Source organism: Mycobacterium sp. E2497, assembly GCF_001668695.1.
Taxonomy (GTDB): Bacteria; Actinomycetota; Actinomycetes; order Mycobacteriales; family Mycobacteriaceae; genus Mycobacterium.
This window is the reverse complement of sequence record NZ_LZKD01000227.1, coordinates 52262-68131: the sequence shown is the minus strand read 5'-3', so window position 1 is coordinate 68131 and position 15870 is coordinate 52262. Positions and strand designations below refer to the sequence as shown.

The following is a 15870-nucleotide window of genomic DNA, read 5'->3' as shown; positions in this document are numbered from 1 at the left end:
CGCCCAGCCGTCGACGATGCAGAGCGCAGCGATGAGGAGGAGGCGGCGTGGCTAAAGTAGCCGTCGACGCCGACCGCTGCACCGGGCACGGGCGCTGCTACACCCTGGCGCCCGACGTCTTCGACGCCGACGACGCCGGCCACTGCGTTGTGCTCGTCGCCGAGGTCCCCGGTGAACTCGAGGCACAAGCCGTCATCGCCGAGCAGAACTGCCCCGAAGCCGCCATCTCCCTGGCGCGTTGAAGGCGTCCGGGCTCAGGGGTTTGGGCTCCGCCCACAGGATGGTGTTGGACTCGCAAAGCCCTGAACGCGGCACGTTGGGCGGTCCCGCGCCGCCGACGAGCAGGGTCGCCGTGTACTTCGAGGCCAAGATCGGCGACGCCGTCCTGACGTTGCCGGCCCTGAGGGCTTTGGGCGAGATCTTCACCGCGCCATTGACGCTCATCTGCCCGAAAGTGGCGTTCGATCTGTGCTTCCGGGAGGTCAGTCCGCGCCTGATCGACACCACGGCGTTCCACTCCGGCGACCTACCCTCGAACCGAAGCGGCGATTACGACGCGCTGGCAGCGCGGGTCGGCGCTGTCGATCTGCTGATCAACACCCTGTCGTTCACCATCCCCTCGGAGACTTTCCGCGCCCTTCGGCAGCGGCTTGCTCCCACCACGAGCGTCGGCTTCCAGAACGACTACGACTCCTATGACATCGCGATCCCGAAAGGGGTATGCCACTCGGCCGACCAGATGTTCAAGCTGGCCCACCTATTCGATCCGTCGGCGCGGATCGAAACGTATGCGCAGCCGTTGCCGATTCCACCGAAGGTGCAGGAGAAGGCCAGGGCGATGCGGGCGGCGCTGCCTTCCGGCTTGAAGGTGCTCGTCGTCCACGCCGACACAGACTGGCCGGAAAAGCGTTGGCCCGTAACCCGATTCATCGATGTGCTGGACCGGTTCTTGTCGCGCCGTCGCGACTTCGTGGCGTGGATAGTCGGGATGGGCCACGAGGAACTCAACGTCGGGCATCAGGGCGAGCGGGTGGTTCCCCATCTCGGGTTACCGCTCGATCTCGCCATGGGTCTGGTCGCCGAGGCAGACCTTTTTCTGGGGATCGATTCGAGCATGCTGCATGCCGCCGACTTGGCCCGGGTCCCCGGTGTCGGGCTGTTCGGGCCGACGCGGTCGGCCACGTGGGGGTTCCGGTTCGGCCCGCACATTCACATCGATCGCAGGAACGTAGCCGATATCACCGTGGAAGACGTGCTGAGCGCAATGGAGGATCTTGCCGAAGATCGAGGCGACAGCCGCACGACCGGCGTTCGGTTCACGTTCACCCGCCCGTAATCATCGCGAGCCCGCTGAAAGTCGGTGATGCGACGACGATCTCGTGGCCTTAGGATGACCCTCGGTTGGGCTCGGCCTACCGCCGCGCCCCGCCTTGTGTCCCGGTAGCGGAAGGGGTGCCCGGGGGTGGCACCCATCTCGCTCCTTGCTTCGGCGCTGGCGCAATCGAGCGCCCGCCGGACCGGGGGCCGTGACACCGTCGATCGCGATGACGGCCCGAGCGCCCAAAGGAGACACCCACCCCCATGACCGAGCCGCTGAAGGTCCGGCACGACGAACTGGTGGCCAGAGCCGCCGAACTCGAGGCGCCATTGCCGTCCCCACCGGCCGACGACCCTGCGCCGCCCTGCGACATCGGGTTCATCGTCGACTCAGCCACGCAACTCGCGCTCTCCGCCGGGGCGATACGAGACTGCGTCGCATACTGCGAACGGCAGTATCAGATTCTGGCCCAATCTCTGCGGAACGCGGCCAAGGCCTACGAGGAACTCGACTCGGCGGCCGCCGAGTCGATGACGGGTGATTCCCCGGGCTCGTCTGTGGCCCGAGGCCCTGTCGGCGGCAGCGAACAGGCGGCGGCCAAATCTGCTGCGGTCCAGCCCTACTCACCGCCGACCACCCCACCACCAAGCTCCGACCTCAGCTATTACCCGGTCAAACAAGCGGCGCAGCACATCGAAGCCCCCGACCAGGGCCCCGCCTTCGTCAAGTTCGCGGACAACTGGAATGCCTACGCATTGACCCTGCAGCAAGATGTCCTTCCGCGGTTTCGCCCGTTCGCTTACTGGCAAGGTCCGTCGGCAAAAGCCGCCGAGGACAATTTCGAGAAGCAGAAGCGCTACGTTATCGGGCTGGCGGATAACTGCAATCAGCTCGCCGCGCAGGCCAGGCAGGTGGTCTCCGCGCACAAATGGGCTGTCTCCGAGCACCCATCGAGCTACGAGATTTACATCACCGAATTCTGGATCATCGAGTATACGAAACGAAATGATCTGGCCCGCCGGGCGCAACAAGTCGACTGGTACCAGGAATTGCAGAAAAAGTCGGAAGAGGTGCTGGCGCAGTATCGGCAGCTGGCCAATGTGCCGCTTGCTCCGATCTATCCGTCGACCCCTCCCGCCGCCACGGTTATTGCGCCCCCCGTCATCAGGTTCTCCGATCTGCGTGGCAATGTCGGCGGAGGCGGCGGTACTTACGGCGGTGGCGGCGCCTGGAGCGACGCGGGAACCGGCGGGCAACTGGCTTCGGCGAACGTCGCCGACCGGGTCAGTGGCATCAACGACATGGTTTCGGGGCTGACCGACACGACCGCCGACCCCTACGCCGACGCGCCCGCCGTGTCGGCGGGCGCCCCGCCGCCGGCGACCGGCGCGTCGATGGGCGGCGGGGTGAAGCCCGCATCGTTGGCGGGTGGCGCCGATATGCCGTCGGCGCCGCTGCAACCCCCCGTGGAGGCCGGATCGGCGCAAAGCGGTCCGGGCCGCGGTCCAGGTCAAGGCGGTGCGGCCCCGGGTTCGGGCGGCGCGATGGGCGGCCGCGGCGGCATGGGCATGGCGCCCATGGGAGCGGGAGCCGGTCAGGGCCAAGGCCAGGACAAGAAGGCCAAGCGCATGCAAGACGACGAGGAGCTCTACACCGAAGAGCGCCCATGGACGTCGTCCGTCATCGGTATCCGGCCGCGCAACGACGCGCCAGAGGAAACCCACCGATGACCAAACACCGGCACCGGGCAACGCGGAAAGGGGCGGCCGCCAAGGCATTCCGAACAGCCACCGGCGGCGTCATCGAGCGGTGATTTGAATGAACAACAGTCGACTCCGCAGTTGCCTGGAAGTGTCGAGGGGTCAAAGCGATTGGCGCAGTCCGGCATTCGCGCACACGACGGTAGGCGAGCATTGTTAAACTCAAGTCGAATAACCGGCAGGCGGTCCCGGCTCGACGGCGCGGAAGGTGGGTAGCGATGCCGAAGGTCTCAGACTATTGGAAGCCCGGCTTCAGTGTGGCCGCGTCGATCAAAGCCGGCGTCTCGGGCAATCCGTGGGATGCCACCTTCAACGCTGTCTTGGCACTCGGGCAGTTGGGGTATGCAGGGGGAAAATACAAGATTCCCGGGGACAAATTCGGCCCGCGCCATGAGGGCGGGGAATCGCTGAAACAAGCCTTCGGGGTGGAGTGCGTGATCCTCGAGCGCGGGATACAGATCGTGACCGCGCTGACGCTGTTGCACGGCAGCGGTACGGACAAAGGCCAGTACTATCAGATGGGTTCCGACAAGTTCCAGTTGGCCTGGGAGAACCTCAAGGACGCGACCGCGGAGAGCGATTCCTGGACGGGCGCTGCGGCCGAGTCCTATAACGCGCTCAACGCCGCTCAAATGGATTGGGCGACAGCGATGGCCGACCTTGATCTGCAGATCGCGGCGATCCTGGCCGACGAAGCCGATTGGCTCAAAAACGCGAAAGTCACCCTCACCGCGTGCAGGGCGCTCTTCACCGCGGCGATCCCGATAGCAAGCACCCTGAGATGGGTCTCGGGCCCCCAGGCATCCCTGCTTTTTCAGCTCGCAACCTTCGCGGCGGGTATGCCGGTCGCGGTCTTCATCACCGCGGCGTCGATGGACGAATCACTGCAGAACAAGCGGAAGATCGACGGCATCAGCGCTCAATACCGGGAGGTCGCCGACAGTGCGGTCGTCACGGGTTCCGGCTTCGTGCCGCCCACGGCGGCGCCCGCGCCCCGATCGACCGTGAACTCGTTTGACGAAGTCAGCGCCGGCGACGCGCCGCCGGCCCTGGCGCCCGGCGGGCGACATGCCGCCCCATCCGCAGGTGCCGCGAGCACCGCGGAAAACTCGAATTTCGGACGGTATGCGGCGACGTTGCCTTCGGAACGCGCCACGGCGTCGGCGGGCGTCTCACCGGCCTACTCCGTGTCCGCCGCGAGTCGGGCGGCCGGCGGGGCGCCGGACGCGAAATCCTCGCCGAGGTCGCGCCCGGCCCCCGCGGCGGAGCCGGACGGGGCGACTGCTGCGGCCGGCGAGAACGTCGTCGCGGCCGACTTCGACGGCGCGGCAAGCGGTACCGCGGAGGCAGAGCGGGCGCCCATCGACACGGTGAGCGGCGCCACCGAACGCGCGCAGGACCGCGTCCGGTAGGCGCAGCCGGCGCCCCGCAAGGCACAGCGAGCGGTGAGGAGAGGAATCGATGGCGAAGTTGCAAGTCACCCCCGAGTACCTGCAACAGTTGGCGGCCGAGCAGGAGGAGGCGGCGGGCCGGCTTGACGAAGCCATCACCGCGGTCGCCGGAAGAGCCGGAAAGCTATGGTACGACCACGGTTTCATCTCCTTTAACTCCGTCCTTGCCATGCAGGCGGCGGAGCAGGAACGCGAATCGGCATGCAACAACATGATTGCGGTGTGCAACGACGCATCCGAAAAGCTGAGTGCCGGGGCGGATGCGTACACCGGCACCGACAAGCAGGCGGGTGCAAACCTTGACCGCCAGATGCTCTACGAATGAGATGCCGGCCGACGCGAACTCCTGCTAACCGTCGAATCGCCAGAAAGAGGAACGACATTGGGCACCATACAGAACCGGCCCGGCGACGACGACCAGGGTTTCGCCTTTCTGGACTTCGGTGACCAGGCCGGCCTGGACGGCGGTGCCGGCTCGGCTTTCGGCGACGGGTACGGCCAAACCAGCGGTGCGTTCCTCGATTTCGGTGACCAGGCCGGTCGTGACGTCACGGGCCGATCGGCCATTGACGCACTGGTCACCGCCGAGCCGCCGTCGCCCGCCGACCCCGGATCCGCACAGAATCTGACCGACGTGCTGCCCACCGACACCGGCGTCGCCGAGCCGGCGCCCGCAGGGGACGACGCCGGAGCCGTGCCTGCGGCCACGGTGGTCAATCCTCCCGAAACGGTTTCGGTGACGGCGACCATAGACGGCAGGGTGCTACGCATCGAGCTGTCACCGGCCGTAGCCGAGATGTCCGAGTCTGGGCTGGCTGAGGAGATCCTGACCATCGCGGACGTGGCTCGACAACGGGCGCTGGCCATTCAACAGAGCTTGGTGCTCGAATGTTTCCACGAGCTGGGGATCGACGACGAAGGATTTGTGGCCGAGGCGTTGCGGAGCGGCGTGACGGAATTGCCGTCACCGGCACAGGCGGCGGCGACACAGGCGGAAGTGTTCGCCAGCCGGTACCACAGCGATGACGGCTGACCGCCCCGAGGAACCCCGGCAGTTAGGAAGCCCAGTGAGCACCGAGATGCACCCCCGAGTGGCCGAAGTCATGCGCCAAACCCAGCAGATCCAGTCGATGGTGGACGAAGAGGCGCACACGCTGAGGGCGCAAACCTTCAGGGGCACCGACGAATCCAGCACCGTGCGCGCCACCGTCGATGGCCGCCAGTGGCTGACCGGCCTGCATATCGAAGACGGCTTGCTGCGGCTGGGCGCCCACACCGTTGCTCAGCGCGTGAACGCGGCGGTGCGCGAGGCGCAGGCCCTCGCCGCGGCCGCCACCGAAGCCCAGCAGGAGCGGCTCATGGAGTCGCTTTCCGGCTTCGCCGATTCGCTCGAAGAAGCGATGCGGCCGATGACGGAAATGATGCGGTCGACGGAAACGGAATCGCGGTAGCGGCAACGATTCCGGCCGGGCGGCCGGTCGCTTCACTTCGGGGCGGCTATTTGCGCGCCAGCGCGTGCCACGCCATGTCGACGATGGCCGCACAGTACTCGTCGTCGACGGGAGCGTCGGAGAACAGGACACGAATGTTGAGCGGCGCCAGCACGATCTGGACGGCGGCCAGGGTGTTGACGCCCTCGCGCAGTTCGCCCCGCTCCCTGGCCCGGTCCACGACCGCACGCACCGCGTTGAAATGCGCCCGCCAGAACCTGAGCCGGGTGGCTTCGTCGTGTCCCCCGCGCCGGTCCATGACCAGTGCGCGCAGGAGCGTGCGGCCGACCTCGCTGTTGATCCGGTTGGTCACGTTGCGGGCCAACGCCTGTAGGTCCCCGCGCAACGAGCCGGTGTCGGTTCCCGAACTCACCGTCTCCACGTCGCTGAGCACCGCATCGACGATCAGCTGACGCCGATCTCCCCAGTACCGGTACACCATCGCCACATCGAGGTGATACCGCTCGGCCAGGGCCTCGACGCTGAACCGCTCGACACCCCAACGGGTCAGCTCGTCGAGCACCGCCGGCATCACCCGCGCCCGCACATCCGCGGGGACGGCCGCACGGACCGGCTCGGACGGCTGCATCGACGTCTCCTCACACCTGGTGGTTAAAGGTAGCCGGTCTGGTTCACCAGACGCACGGAGGACGCACCGTCGGGATAGAACTCGGCGATGCTCAGCGACGCGAGGTCGAGGTGCAGCCGGTACAGGATGCCCGGCCCCGCCTCCAGCGCCAGCCGCAGCAGCATCTTGATCGGCGTCACGTGGGACACCACCAGCACGGTCGTGCCCTCGTGCGCGGCGATGATGCGTTCGCGCGCCCGGACGACCCGGTCGAGCACGTCGTCGAAGCTTTCCCCGCCCGGCGGCGTGGTCCCGGTGTCACGCAGCCAGCGGCCGTGCAGCTCCGGGTCGCGCTCGGCGGCCTCGCCGAAGGTCAGCCCCTCCCAGGCGCCGAAATCCGTTTCGATCAGATCGTCGTCGACGGTCACGTCCAGGCCGAGCGCCTTGGCGGCCCGGGCCGCGGTGTCGTACGCCCGCTGCAGCGGCGAGGCGAACACCGCGGAGATCCCGCCGCGCTGCGCCAGATAACGCGCCGCGGCGTCGGCCTGCCGCAGACCCGCTTCGGTGAGGGCCGGGTTGCCGCGGCCGGAGTAGCGGCGCTGCACCGAGAGCTCGGTCTGGCCGTGTCGCAGCAACAGCAGCCTGGTCGGGGTGCCGCGCGCACCGGTCCAGCCGGGAGCCTGCGGGGATTGCGGCGCGGCGGTTTTCGCGGGCTCGGCCGCGGGTCGCGGGGTTTCCTGCGCCGGGTCGCCGGAGGCGGCGTCCATCGCCTCGTTGGCCAGCCGATCGGCGTAGGAGTTGCGGTCCCGCGGAATCCACGTGTAGTCGATCCGCTCGAACCGCGCCGCCAGGTTTCGGGCCTGCCCGTGCAGTTCGATGAGGTCGGGGTGCTTGACCTTCCACCGGCCCGACATCTGCTCCACCAACAGCTTGGAATCCAAGAAGACCGCGGCCTCGGTGGCGCCGAGCTCGAGCGCGTCGCCCAAACCGGCCAGCAGGCCGCGATATTCGGCCACGTTGTTGGTGGCCCGGCCGATGGCCTGCTTGGTCTCCGCCAGCACCGTCGAGCGGTCCGCGGTCCACACCACGGCGCCGTAGCCGGCCGGGCCGGGGTTGCCGCGCGACCCGCCGTCGGCCTCGATCACCACTTTCACTGGTCGAGCCCCTTGAGCCGCAACAGGATCGCGCCACACTCCGGGCAGCGCACCACGTCGTCCTCGGCGGCGGCGGAGATGCGGGACAACTCACCCCGGTCGATCTCGAGCCGGCAGGCACCGCACCGGCGCCCGAGCAACGGCCCGGCACCCGGCCCTCCCCCGGCGCGCTGCCGTTCGTAGAGCGCGGAGAGGGCGGGGTCCAACGCCGCGCTCAGCGTGTCGCGGCGCGACGAATACTCCTGGCGGGCATCGCCGATTTCGGCGAGCGCGGCGTCGAGAGCCTCTTGGGCGCCGGCCAATTCGGCCTCCAGCGCCTCGACCCTGCGCTGCGCATCGTCCAACTGGGACTGCAGCTCCTCGCGGCGTTCCATCACGTCCAGCAGGGAATCCTCCAGGCTGGCCTGGCGTCGCGTCAGGGTCTCCAGCTCGTGCTGCAGATCCGACAGTTGCTTCGCGTCGGGCGTACCGGACTGCAGCAACGACCGGTCCCGGTCTTCGCGCTTCCGGACCGCCTCGATTTCGGACTCCAATCGCGACACGTGGATATCGATGTCCTCCAACGCGATTCGAATAGCGCCCACGCGGTCACCGATGACGTTGAGTTCGCCCTGGACCCGCTCAAGGGCCTGTTGCTCCGCGAGATGGCCGGCCCGGTGCGTGATACGGGCCAGCTCGGCGTCCAGCTTCGACAGCTCGAGCAGCGAACGCTGCTGCGCGATTTCGGCCTTCATCACTGCTCACTCCCGATCTCGTCGTCGCACTGCCCCATGTTCCAGGGGTCGGTGCGGATGGTGCACACCCGCACCGACAGGGCCGCACCAAAATGGGACCGCAGCAGGTCGGCAGCCTGGTCGCACCACGGAAACTCGCTCGCCCAGTGCGCCACGTCGATCAACGCCACGCCGGAGCCCCGCCCATGCTCGTCGGCCGGATGATGCCGCAGGTCGGCCGTGACGTAGGCCTGCACGCCGGCGGCGGCCGCGGTCCCCAGCAGCGAATCCCCGGCGCCACCGCAGACCGCGACCCGGGAGACCGGCATGTCGGGGTCGCCCGCCGCGCGGACGCCCCACGCCGTCCGCGGCAGGGCGGCGCCGACGCGGGACACGAAGTCGCGCAGCGGCTCGGGCCAGGGCAGGGTGCCGATGCGGCCCAACCCGGCGTCGCCGGGCAGGGGCAGCAACGCGAAGACGTCGAATGCCGGCTCCTCGTAGGGATGGGCGGCGCGCATCGCCGCCAGCACGGCGGACCGGATCCGCGCGGGCGCGATGACCTCGAACCGGTCTTCGGCCACCTGCTCGACGGTTCCGACGCTGCCCACCGCGGGCGACGCACCTTCGTGCGGCAGGAACTGCCCGATGCCGCCGACGGTCCAGCTGCAGTGCGAATAGTCGCCGATGTGTCCGGCGCCGGCCTCGAAGACGGCCGCCCGCACCGCATCCGCGTGCTCGCGCGGCACGTAGATCACCCACTTGTCGAGGTCGGGGGCGGCCGTTCGCGGCTCCAGGGCCGCTTCCACGGTCAGGCCGAGCGCCTGGGCCAGCGCGTCGGACACCCCCGGTGAGGCGGAGTCGGCGTTGGTGTGCGCGGTGAACAGCGAACGCCCCGTTCGGATCAGGCGGTGCACCAGCGCGCCCTTGGGGGTGCTGGCCGCCACCGTGTCGACCCCCCGCAGCAGCAGCGGGTGGTGGGCCAGCAGCAGGCCGCCCTCGGGAACTTCGCCGACCACCGCCGGCGTCGCGTCGACCGCGACGGTCACCGACTCCAGCGCATCGTCGGGGTCGCCGCACACCAGGCCCACCGAGTCCCACGGTTCGGCCAGCCGCGGAGGGTAGGCCTCGTCCAGCACGCCGATGACGTCGGCCAGCCGCACGCTCATCGGAGCGCCTCCGCAATCGCCTGGACCAGCAGCGGCCACTCCCGGCGCACCGCGGCCCGCAGATAGCGCTCGTCCAAGCCGACGAAAGTATCACAGCGGCGGATGGCAATCCCCCTGTCCCGCAGGCTCTTTCGAATCAAGCCGGCGTCCGGCATGCGGAACAGCACGAATGGGGCCCGACCGTCGACCACCTCGGCGCCCACCGACTTCAGCCCGGCCACCATCTCGGTGCGCAGCTCCGCCAACCGCACCGCACCGGCCGCCGCTTCGGCGACGGCCTGCCGGCCGCAACATGCCCCGATGGCCGTCAGTTGCAGCGTCCCCAGCGGCCAGTGCGCACGCTGAGTCGTCAAGCGGGCCAACACCTCCGGCGAGCCCAGGGCGTAGCCCACCCGCAGCCCGGCCAGCGCCCACGTCTTGGTCAGGCTGCGCAGCACCAGCACGTCGGGCAGCGAGGCACCGGCCAGCGACTCCGTTTCCCCGGGAATGGAATCCGCGAACGCCTCGTCGACCACCAGGATCCGCCCTGGCCGGCGCAACGCGAGCAGCTGCTCGCGGCTGTGCAACACCGACGTGGGGTTGGTCGGGTTGCCCACCACCACCAGGTCGGCGTCGTCGGGGATGGTCACGCCCTCCAGGCCGAATGGCGGCTCGAGCACGACGTGGTGCACGGGCACGCCGGCGGCCCTGAGCGCGTCCGCCGGCTCGGTGAACGAGGGCGCGACGACGGCCGCCCGCGCCGGACGCAGGTTGGGCAACAACGCGAACCCCTCCGCCGCGCCCGCCAGCGGGAGCACCTCGTCGGCGGCGCGGCCATGCCGCTCGGCGACCGCGTCCTGCGCCGCGCGCACGTCCTGGGCGCTGGGATAGCGCGCCAGATCCGTCAGCCGCGCGGCCAGCCGCCCCATCAGCCACTCGGTCGGCTGCGCGTGCCGGACGTTCACGGCGAAATCCAGCATCCCGGGTGCGACGGCCTGATCACCGTGATAGCGCACCCCAGGCGGGGTCAGGTTCAGACTCGCCATCCGAGAAACACTAGTGGGCGGCGTCCGGGCTCAGCAGCGACACCGTCACACCCGGCCCGGCCCATCGAGGACAATGGTGAGGTGACAGGCACGATCTTGACGGCCCAGCTGGTGATCTTCGACCTCGACGGCACGCTCACCGACTCCGCGGAGGGCATCGTGGCCAGCTTCCTGCACGCACTCGACCATGTCGGGGTCGCGGTGCCCGACGGCGACCTGGTGGCGCGGATCGTGGGGCCGCCGATGGACGACACCTTCCGCACCATGCTGGGCGAGGACGCCGAGCCGGCGATCGCCGCCTTCCGCGCCGAATACGGCAGCCGGGGCTGGGCGATGAACACCCTGTTCGAGGGCATCGAGCCGCTGCTGGCCGACCTGAAGGCCGCCGGTGTCCGGCTGGCCGTGGCGACCTCGAAGCTGGAACCGACGGCCCGGCGCATCCTGGCCCATTTCGGGCTCGATCAGCATTTCGAGGTGATCGCCGGGGCAAGCCCGGACAGCTCCCGCAAGACCAAGGTCGAGGTGCTCGCGCACGCGCTCGAACAGCTGCAACCGCTGCCCGAGCGGGTGCTCATGGTCGGCGACCGCAGCCACGACGTGCACGGTGCGGCCGCCCACGGCATCGACACCGTGGTGGTGGGCTGGGGTTACGGGCGCGACGACTTTCCCGCCGGCGCGGCGGCGGCCGGGTCCACGGCGGTGACGCACGCCGCGACCATCGACGAGCTGCGGGCGGTGCTGGGTGTCTGAGTCGCTGCACGTCACGTTCGTCTGCACGGGCAACATCTGCCGGTCGGTGATGGCCGAGAAGATGTTCGCCGACCAGCTGCGCCGCCGCGGCCTGGCCGACGCCGTGAGGGTGACCAGCGCGGGCACCGGCAACTGGCACGTCGGCGAATGCGCCGACGACCGGGCGGCCGACGTGCTGCGCGCCCACGGCTACTCCGCCGAGCACCGCGCCGCCCAGGTCGACGCCGACCATCTGGCGGCCGACCTGGTGGTGGCGCTGGGCCGCAACCACCTGCGGATGCTGCGCGAGCTGGGCGTAGACGGGGAGCGGGTGCGGATGCTGCGGTCCTTCGATCCGCGTTCGGGCGCCCACGCCCTCGACGTGGAGGACCCCTACTACGGGGACGCGCAGGACTTCGAGGACGTGTTCACCGTCATCGAGGCCTCGCTGCCCGGCCTGCACGCCTGGGTCGACGAGCGACTCGCCCGCAACGGGTCCGGTTGACATGCGTCGGCTGGCATTCCTGCTGCGGCCGGGCTGGATCGCACTGGCGCTGGTGGTCGTCGCCTTCACCTACCTGTGCTTCACGGTGCTGGCGCCCTGGCAGCTGGGCAAGCACAACCGGACGTCGCAGGAGAACCGCCAGATCGAGTATTCCCTCAACACCGAGCCCGTTGCGCTGAAAACACTGTTGCCGCAGCAGGATTCGTCCGCCCCGAACGCGCAGTGGCGCCGTGTCACGGCGACGGGGCACTACCTGCCCGACGTCCAGGTGCTGGCCCGGTTGCGGGTGATCGAGGGCAAGCCGGCGTACGAGGTGCTGGCGCCCTTCGTCGTCGACGGCGGACCCACCGTCCTGGTCGACCGGGGCTACGTCCGGCCCGAGCAGGGATCCCACGTCCCGCCGATCCCCCGGCCGCCCCGCGACACCGTCACCGTCACCGCCCGGCTGCGCGATTCCGAGGCCGTCGCCACCGGCAAAGAGCCCCTCACCGAAGACGGTGCGCTGCAGGTGTATTCGATCAACACGGGGCAGGTGTCCGCGCTCACCAAGGTCCCGCTCGCCGGGTCGTATCTTCAGTTGACCGAGGACCAGCCCGGCGGGCTCGGGGTCATCGGCGTGCCGCACCTGGACGCCGGCCCGTTCCTGTCCTACGGGATCCAGTGGATTTCCTTCGGTATCGTCGCCCCGCTCGGCTTGGGTTACTTCGCGTACTCCGAGCTCCGCGCCCGCCGCCGGGAAAAGGAACAGCGACCGGCGGAGGGGCCGGCGGCGCAGCAGGCCCCGACGACCGTGGAGGCCAAACTCGCCGACCGCTACGGCCGGCGCCGGTAACACAGCGCCCCGGCCAGCATCGCCGCGCCCGCCTGCACCAGGCGCGACAGCGCCACCGCGCGGCGCAGGTCGGCCACCGTCGGCTCGTGGCCGTCACCCAGCGTGGGCCGGATCTGCAGCTCGTGACGGTACTGGGTGGGCCCGCCCAGCCGCACCCCGAGCGCCCCGGCGAAGGCCGCCTCGACCACGCCGGCGTTGGGGCTGGGGTGACGGGCGGCGTCCCGACGCCAGGCCCGCACCGCCCCCGACGGTGACCCGCTGACGAAGGGCGCGAACGCCACCACCAGCGCCGCGGTCACCCGCGCGCCCACATAGTTGGCCGCGTCGTCCAATTTCGCCGCGCCCCAACCGAATCGGGCATAGCGCGCCGATCGGTAACCGATCATCGAGTCCAGCGTGTTGATGCCGCGGTACGCCAGCACCCCGGGCGCCCCGCCGACAGCCGCGCACAGCAGTGGCGCCACCTGGGCGTCGGAAGTGTTTTCCGCGACCGATTCCAGCGACGCACGGGTCAGGCCGGGGCCGTCCAGCCAGGCCGGGTCGCGCCCGCACAGCGCCGGCAGCAGCCGGCGCGCGGCTTCGATGTCTCCGCGTGCCAGCAGGTCCGACATCTCCAGGCCGGTGCGCGCCAACGTGGTTCCACCCACCGAGACCCAGGTGGCCGCGGCGGTAACCGCGATCGAGGCGGGCCGGCCGGCGCGGTCGGCGGTGCGTTGCAGCGCGGCGCCGAGCAATCCCACCGCCCCGACCAGGGCGCCGACGTGCAGCACGCCGGCTGCCCGGCTGTCGCGGTAGGTCACCTGCTCCAGCCCCGCGGCGAGTCGGCCGAACGCCGCGACCGGATGCCCCCTCGCCGGGTCGCCGAGCGCGACGTCGGCCAGATATCCGGCCAGCACGCCGGCCAGCCGGGTCCGCGTCGCAACCACCCCGGCAGCGTCTCACAACGCAGCCGTCGCGACGACAAGCGCTGCCTAGGCCATGGCGAAGATGCCCGCGACGATCACCGCGGCGATCAGCACGACGATCACCCACCACATCAGGAGGGATGACTCGAACGCGCCCGCCGCTGCGGTCGCCCGGTGGCGCGCCGGGCCGGTGGCCGAGACGCCGAATTGGGTGCTCATCTGGCTAGGCGTGCCCGTTTTCGGGCGGATGTAACGTCCGGGACGTGGTTGACTCGAAGCCATGGCGTCGTCCGCGATGAAGCGGCCCGCGACCCGGGTTGCCGACCTGCTAAACCCGGCGGCGCTGCTGTTGCCGGCCGCGAACGTGATCATGCAGTTGTCCCTGCCCGGCGTCGGTTACGGCGTGCTGGAGAGCCCGGTGGACAGCGGCAACGTCTACAAGCATCCATTCAAGCGGGCCCGCACCACCGGCACCTACCTGGCGGCCGCCACTATCGGCACCGAGTCCGACCGCGCGTTGATCCGAGGCGCGGTGGACACCGTGCACCGGCAGGTCCACTCCACGTCGTCGAGCCCGGTGTCCTACAACGCTTTTGACCCCAAACTGCAGCTGTGGGTGGCGTCGTGCCTGTACCGCTATTTCGTCGACCAGTACGAGTTCCTGTACGGCCCCCTCGACGACGACGCTGCCGACGCCGTGTATCTCGACGCCAGGCGGCTGGGCACCACGCTGCAGGTGCCCGAACGCATGTGGCCGCCGGACCGGGCGGCGTTCGACGAGTACTGGAAGCGCTCGCTCGACGAGCTGCGCATCGACCCGTCGGTGCTGGAGCACCTGCGCGGCGTGGCGTCGCTGGCCTTCCTGCCGTGGCCGTTGCGCGTGCTGGCCGGCCCGTTCAATCTGTTCGCGACGACGGGGTTTTTGGCTCCGGAGTTTCGCTCCTTGATGCGGCTGGACTGGTCGCAGGCACAGCAGCGTCGGTTCGAGTGGCTGCTGTCCGCACTGCGGCTGGCGGACCTCTTCCTGCCGCACGGGACCTGGATACTTGGCTACCGGATCTACTTGTGGGACATGCGCTTTCGGGCGCGACGCGGCCGGCGGATCGTCTAGCGCCGCACGGTCGCGAAGAACGCGCGCACATCCTCGACGAACAGCTCCGGTTGCTCGAAGGCGGCGAAGTGTCCGCCGCGGTTCATGGTCGTCCAATGCGTGATGTTGTAGACCGGCTCGCACCACGACCGCGGGGCGCCCAGGATCTCTTTGGGGAAAGCCGCGACCCCGGTGGGTAATTCGACGCGACCCAGCTGCCCCCAGGCCCTGAAGCTCTCCCAGTACAGCCGGGCCGAGGACGCGCCGGTGTCGGTCACCCAATAGACCATGACGTTGTCGAGAAGCTCGTCTCGGGTGAACACGTTTTCGGGATGGCCGTCGCAATCGGCCCACGCCCAGAACTTCTCGACGATCCACGCCAGCTGCCCCACCGGCGAATCGGCCAGCCCGTAACCCAGCGTCTGCGGCCGGGTCGACTGCTGCTTGGAATAGCCGGTGCCCCACTCGCGGTGCTCGGCCAACGCGGCCAGCGCCCGCTGCTCTTCTTCCGTCGGATTCTTCAGGGATTCCGGCGCGGGCCGCCCGATCGGCATGTTGAGGTGGATCGCCGCGCAGTGGCCCTGGTTTCGGCCGATCTGCGTCGTCACGGCGGCGCCCCAGTCGCCGCCCTGGGCGCCGTAGCGGTCGTAGCCCAGGCGCAGCATCAGCGCCTCCCAGGCGTCGGCGATCCTCTCCACGCCCCAGCCCGTGCGGGTGGGTTTGCCGGAGAATCCGTATCCCGGCAGCGACGGGCAGATCACGTGGAAGGCGTCCTCGGCGCGCCCGGACGCCGGATTGGTCAGTGGCTCGATCACCTTGTGGAACTCGACGATCGAGCCGGGCCAGCCGTGGGTGATCAGCAGCGGGAACGCGCCGTCGTGCGGGGAGCGCTGGTGAATGAAATGAATGTCGAGCCCGTCGATCTCGGTGGTGAATTGGTCGAAGCGGTTGAGCCCGGCTTCGCGTGAGCGCCAGTCGTATTCGTCGGCCCAATAGCCGGCCAGGTCGCGGGTGTAGGCCAGCGGCACGCCCTGGCTCCAGTCGTCCACGCATTCGGCCTCCGGCCAGCGGGTGCGGGCCAGGCGCGAGCGCAGGTCGTCCAGGACGTCGTCGGGCACGTCGATGCGAAACGGTTCCACGGGTTCACCAGCCACGCCCATGAGG

19 protein-coding genes are annotated in these 15870 nt (G+C 69.5%); 11 read left to right on the top strand and 8 right to left on the bottom strand.

What is annotated here, in order from left to right:
- Positions 1-47 precede the first annotated feature (47 nt).
- The 7 genes from A5713_RS20965 to A5713_RS20935 all read left to right on the top strand — a co-directional run bounded on the left by A5713_RS20965 (position 48) and on the right by A5713_RS20935 (position 5980).
- A complete protein-coding gene (locus A5713_RS20965) occupies positions 48-242 on the top strand; it encodes a ferredoxin (protein ID WP_068098240.1) in 195 nt (64 codons plus the stop codon).
- A 44-nt stretch (positions 243-286) separates the two neighbouring features.
- Entirely contained in the window at positions 287-1336 is a 1050-nt protein-coding gene (locus A5713_RS20960) for a glycosyltransferase family 9 protein (RefSeq protein ID WP_197516429.1), read from the top strand.
- Positions 1337-1581: 245 nt separating this feature from the next.
- Positions 1582-3048 carry a hypothetical protein gene (locus A5713_RS20955; RefSeq protein WP_068098238.1) on the top strand — a complete coding sequence of 489 codons (1467 nt, stop codon included), beginning with the start codon at positions 1582-1584 and terminating at the stop codon, positions 3046-3048.
- A 248-nt stretch (positions 3049-3296) separates the two neighbouring features.
- Positions 3297-4490, top strand: a complete 1194-nt coding sequence (locus A5713_RS20950; protein WP_068098237.1) for an EspA/EspE family type VII secretion system effector — start codon at positions 3297-3299, stop codon at positions 4488-4490.
- Between the two features lie 49 nt (positions 4491-4539).
- A complete protein-coding gene (locus A5713_RS20945) occupies positions 4540-4854 on the top strand; it encodes an ESX-1 secretion-associated protein (RefSeq protein ID WP_068098236.1) in 315 nt (104 codons plus the stop codon).
- 57 nt (positions 4855-4911) lie between these two features.
- On the top strand, positions 4912-5562 hold the full coding sequence (locus A5713_RS20940; protein WP_068098235.1) for a hypothetical protein: 651 nt from the start codon (positions 4912-4914) through the stop codon (positions 5560-5562).
- Positions 5563-5620: 58 nt separating this feature from the next.
- Positions 5621-5980, top strand: coding sequence for a YbaB/EbfC family nucleoid-associated protein (locus tag A5713_RS20935; protein WP_231980568.1), 360 nt, complete (start codon positions 5621-5623; stop codon positions 5978-5980).
- A gap of 46 nt (positions 5981-6026) precedes the next feature.
- On the opposite strand, the gene A5713_RS20930 is transcribed toward A5713_RS20935, so the two are convergent.
- The 5 genes from A5713_RS20930 to cobC are packed head-to-tail and all read right to left on the bottom strand — an operon-like array spanning position 6027 to position 10645.
- Positions 6027-6608 carry a TetR-like C-terminal domain-containing protein gene (locus A5713_RS20930; RefSeq protein WP_068098234.1) on the bottom strand — a complete coding sequence of 194 codons (582 nt, stop codon included), beginning with the start codon at positions 6606-6608 and terminating at the stop codon, positions 6027-6029.
- A 23-nt stretch (positions 6609-6631) separates the two neighbouring features.
- Positions 6632-7741, bottom strand: coding sequence for a bifunctional RNase H/acid phosphatase (locus A5713_RS20925; RefSeq protein WP_068098233.1), 1110 nt, complete (start codon positions 7739-7741; stop codon positions 6632-6634).
- Entirely contained in the window at positions 7738-8475 is a 738-nt protein-coding gene (locus A5713_RS20920; RefSeq protein ID WP_068098232.1) for a zinc ribbon domain-containing protein, read from the bottom strand. Before A5713_RS20920 ends, A5713_RS20925 begins: the two co-directional genes overlap by 4 nt.
- Complete coding sequence (locus tag A5713_RS20915; protein WP_068098231.1) at positions 8475-9620, bottom strand: Nif3-like dinuclear metal center hexameric protein; 1146 nt, start codon at positions 9618-9620, stop codon at positions 8475-8477. The genes A5713_RS20920 and A5713_RS20915 overlap by 1 nt, the downstream gene beginning before the upstream one ends.
- The gene (cobC, locus tag A5713_RS20910) at positions 9617-10645 is read right to left on the bottom strand and encodes an Rv2231c family pyridoxal phosphate-dependent protein CobC (RefSeq protein WP_068098230.1); all 1029 of its coding nucleotides are present in this window, start codon (positions 10643-10645) and stop codon (positions 9617-9619) included. The genes A5713_RS20915 and cobC overlap by 4 nt, the downstream gene beginning before the upstream one ends.
- 111 nt (positions 10646-10756) lie before the next feature.
- Between cobC and A5713_RS20905 the strand changes: the two genes are divergently transcribed.
- From A5713_RS20905 to A5713_RS20895, 3 genes are read left to right on the top strand one after another with little or no spacing between them, the layout of a single operon-like run.
- The gene (locus A5713_RS20905; protein WP_068098254.1) at positions 10757-11395 is read left to right on the top strand and encodes an HAD-IA family hydrolase; all 639 of its coding nucleotides are present in this window, start codon (positions 10757-10759) and stop codon (positions 11393-11395) included.
- On the top strand, positions 11388-11879 hold the full coding sequence (locus tag A5713_RS20900) for a low molecular weight protein-tyrosine-phosphatase (protein WP_067921456.1): 492 nt from the start codon (positions 11388-11390) through the stop codon (positions 11877-11879). Before A5713_RS20905 ends, A5713_RS20900 begins: the two co-directional genes overlap by 8 nt.
- A 1-nt stretch (position 11880) precedes the next feature.
- On the top strand, positions 11881-12711 hold the full coding sequence (locus A5713_RS20895; RefSeq protein WP_068098229.1) for an SURF1 family protein: 831 nt from the start codon (positions 11881-11883) through the stop codon (positions 12709-12711).
- Here A5713_RS20895 and A5713_RS20890 read toward each other — a convergent pair.
- Positions 12693-13637: a cobalamin biosynthesis protein gene (locus tag A5713_RS20890; protein ID WP_068098228.1), complete on the bottom strand. Its 945-nt coding sequence runs from the start codon at positions 13635-13637 to the stop codon at positions 12693-12695. The two genes, A5713_RS20895 and A5713_RS20890, sit on opposite strands and share 19 nt — an antisense overlap.
- A 45-nt stretch (positions 13638-13682) precedes the next feature.
- Positions 13683-13835, bottom strand: coding sequence for a hypothetical protein (locus tag A5713_RS28450; RefSeq protein WP_156751965.1), 153 nt, complete (start codon positions 13833-13835; stop codon positions 13683-13685).
- A 76-nt stretch (positions 13836-13911) separates the two neighbouring features.
- On the opposite strand from A5713_RS28450, the gene A5713_RS20885 reads away from it, so the two are divergent.
- Positions 13912-14727 (top strand): oxygenase MpaB family protein, encoded by an 816-nt coding sequence (locus A5713_RS20885; RefSeq protein ID WP_068098253.1) that lies wholly within the window; start codon positions 13912-13914, stop codon positions 14725-14727.
- Here the strand turns inward: A5713_RS20885 and A5713_RS20880 are convergent.
- A complete protein-coding gene (locus tag A5713_RS20880; RefSeq protein WP_082973077.1) occupies positions 14724-15845 on the bottom strand; it encodes an epoxide hydrolase family protein in 1122 nt (373 codons plus the stop codon). The two genes, A5713_RS20885 and A5713_RS20880, sit on opposite strands and share 4 nt — an antisense overlap.
- Between the last annotated feature and the right edge of the window lie 25 nt (positions 15846-15870).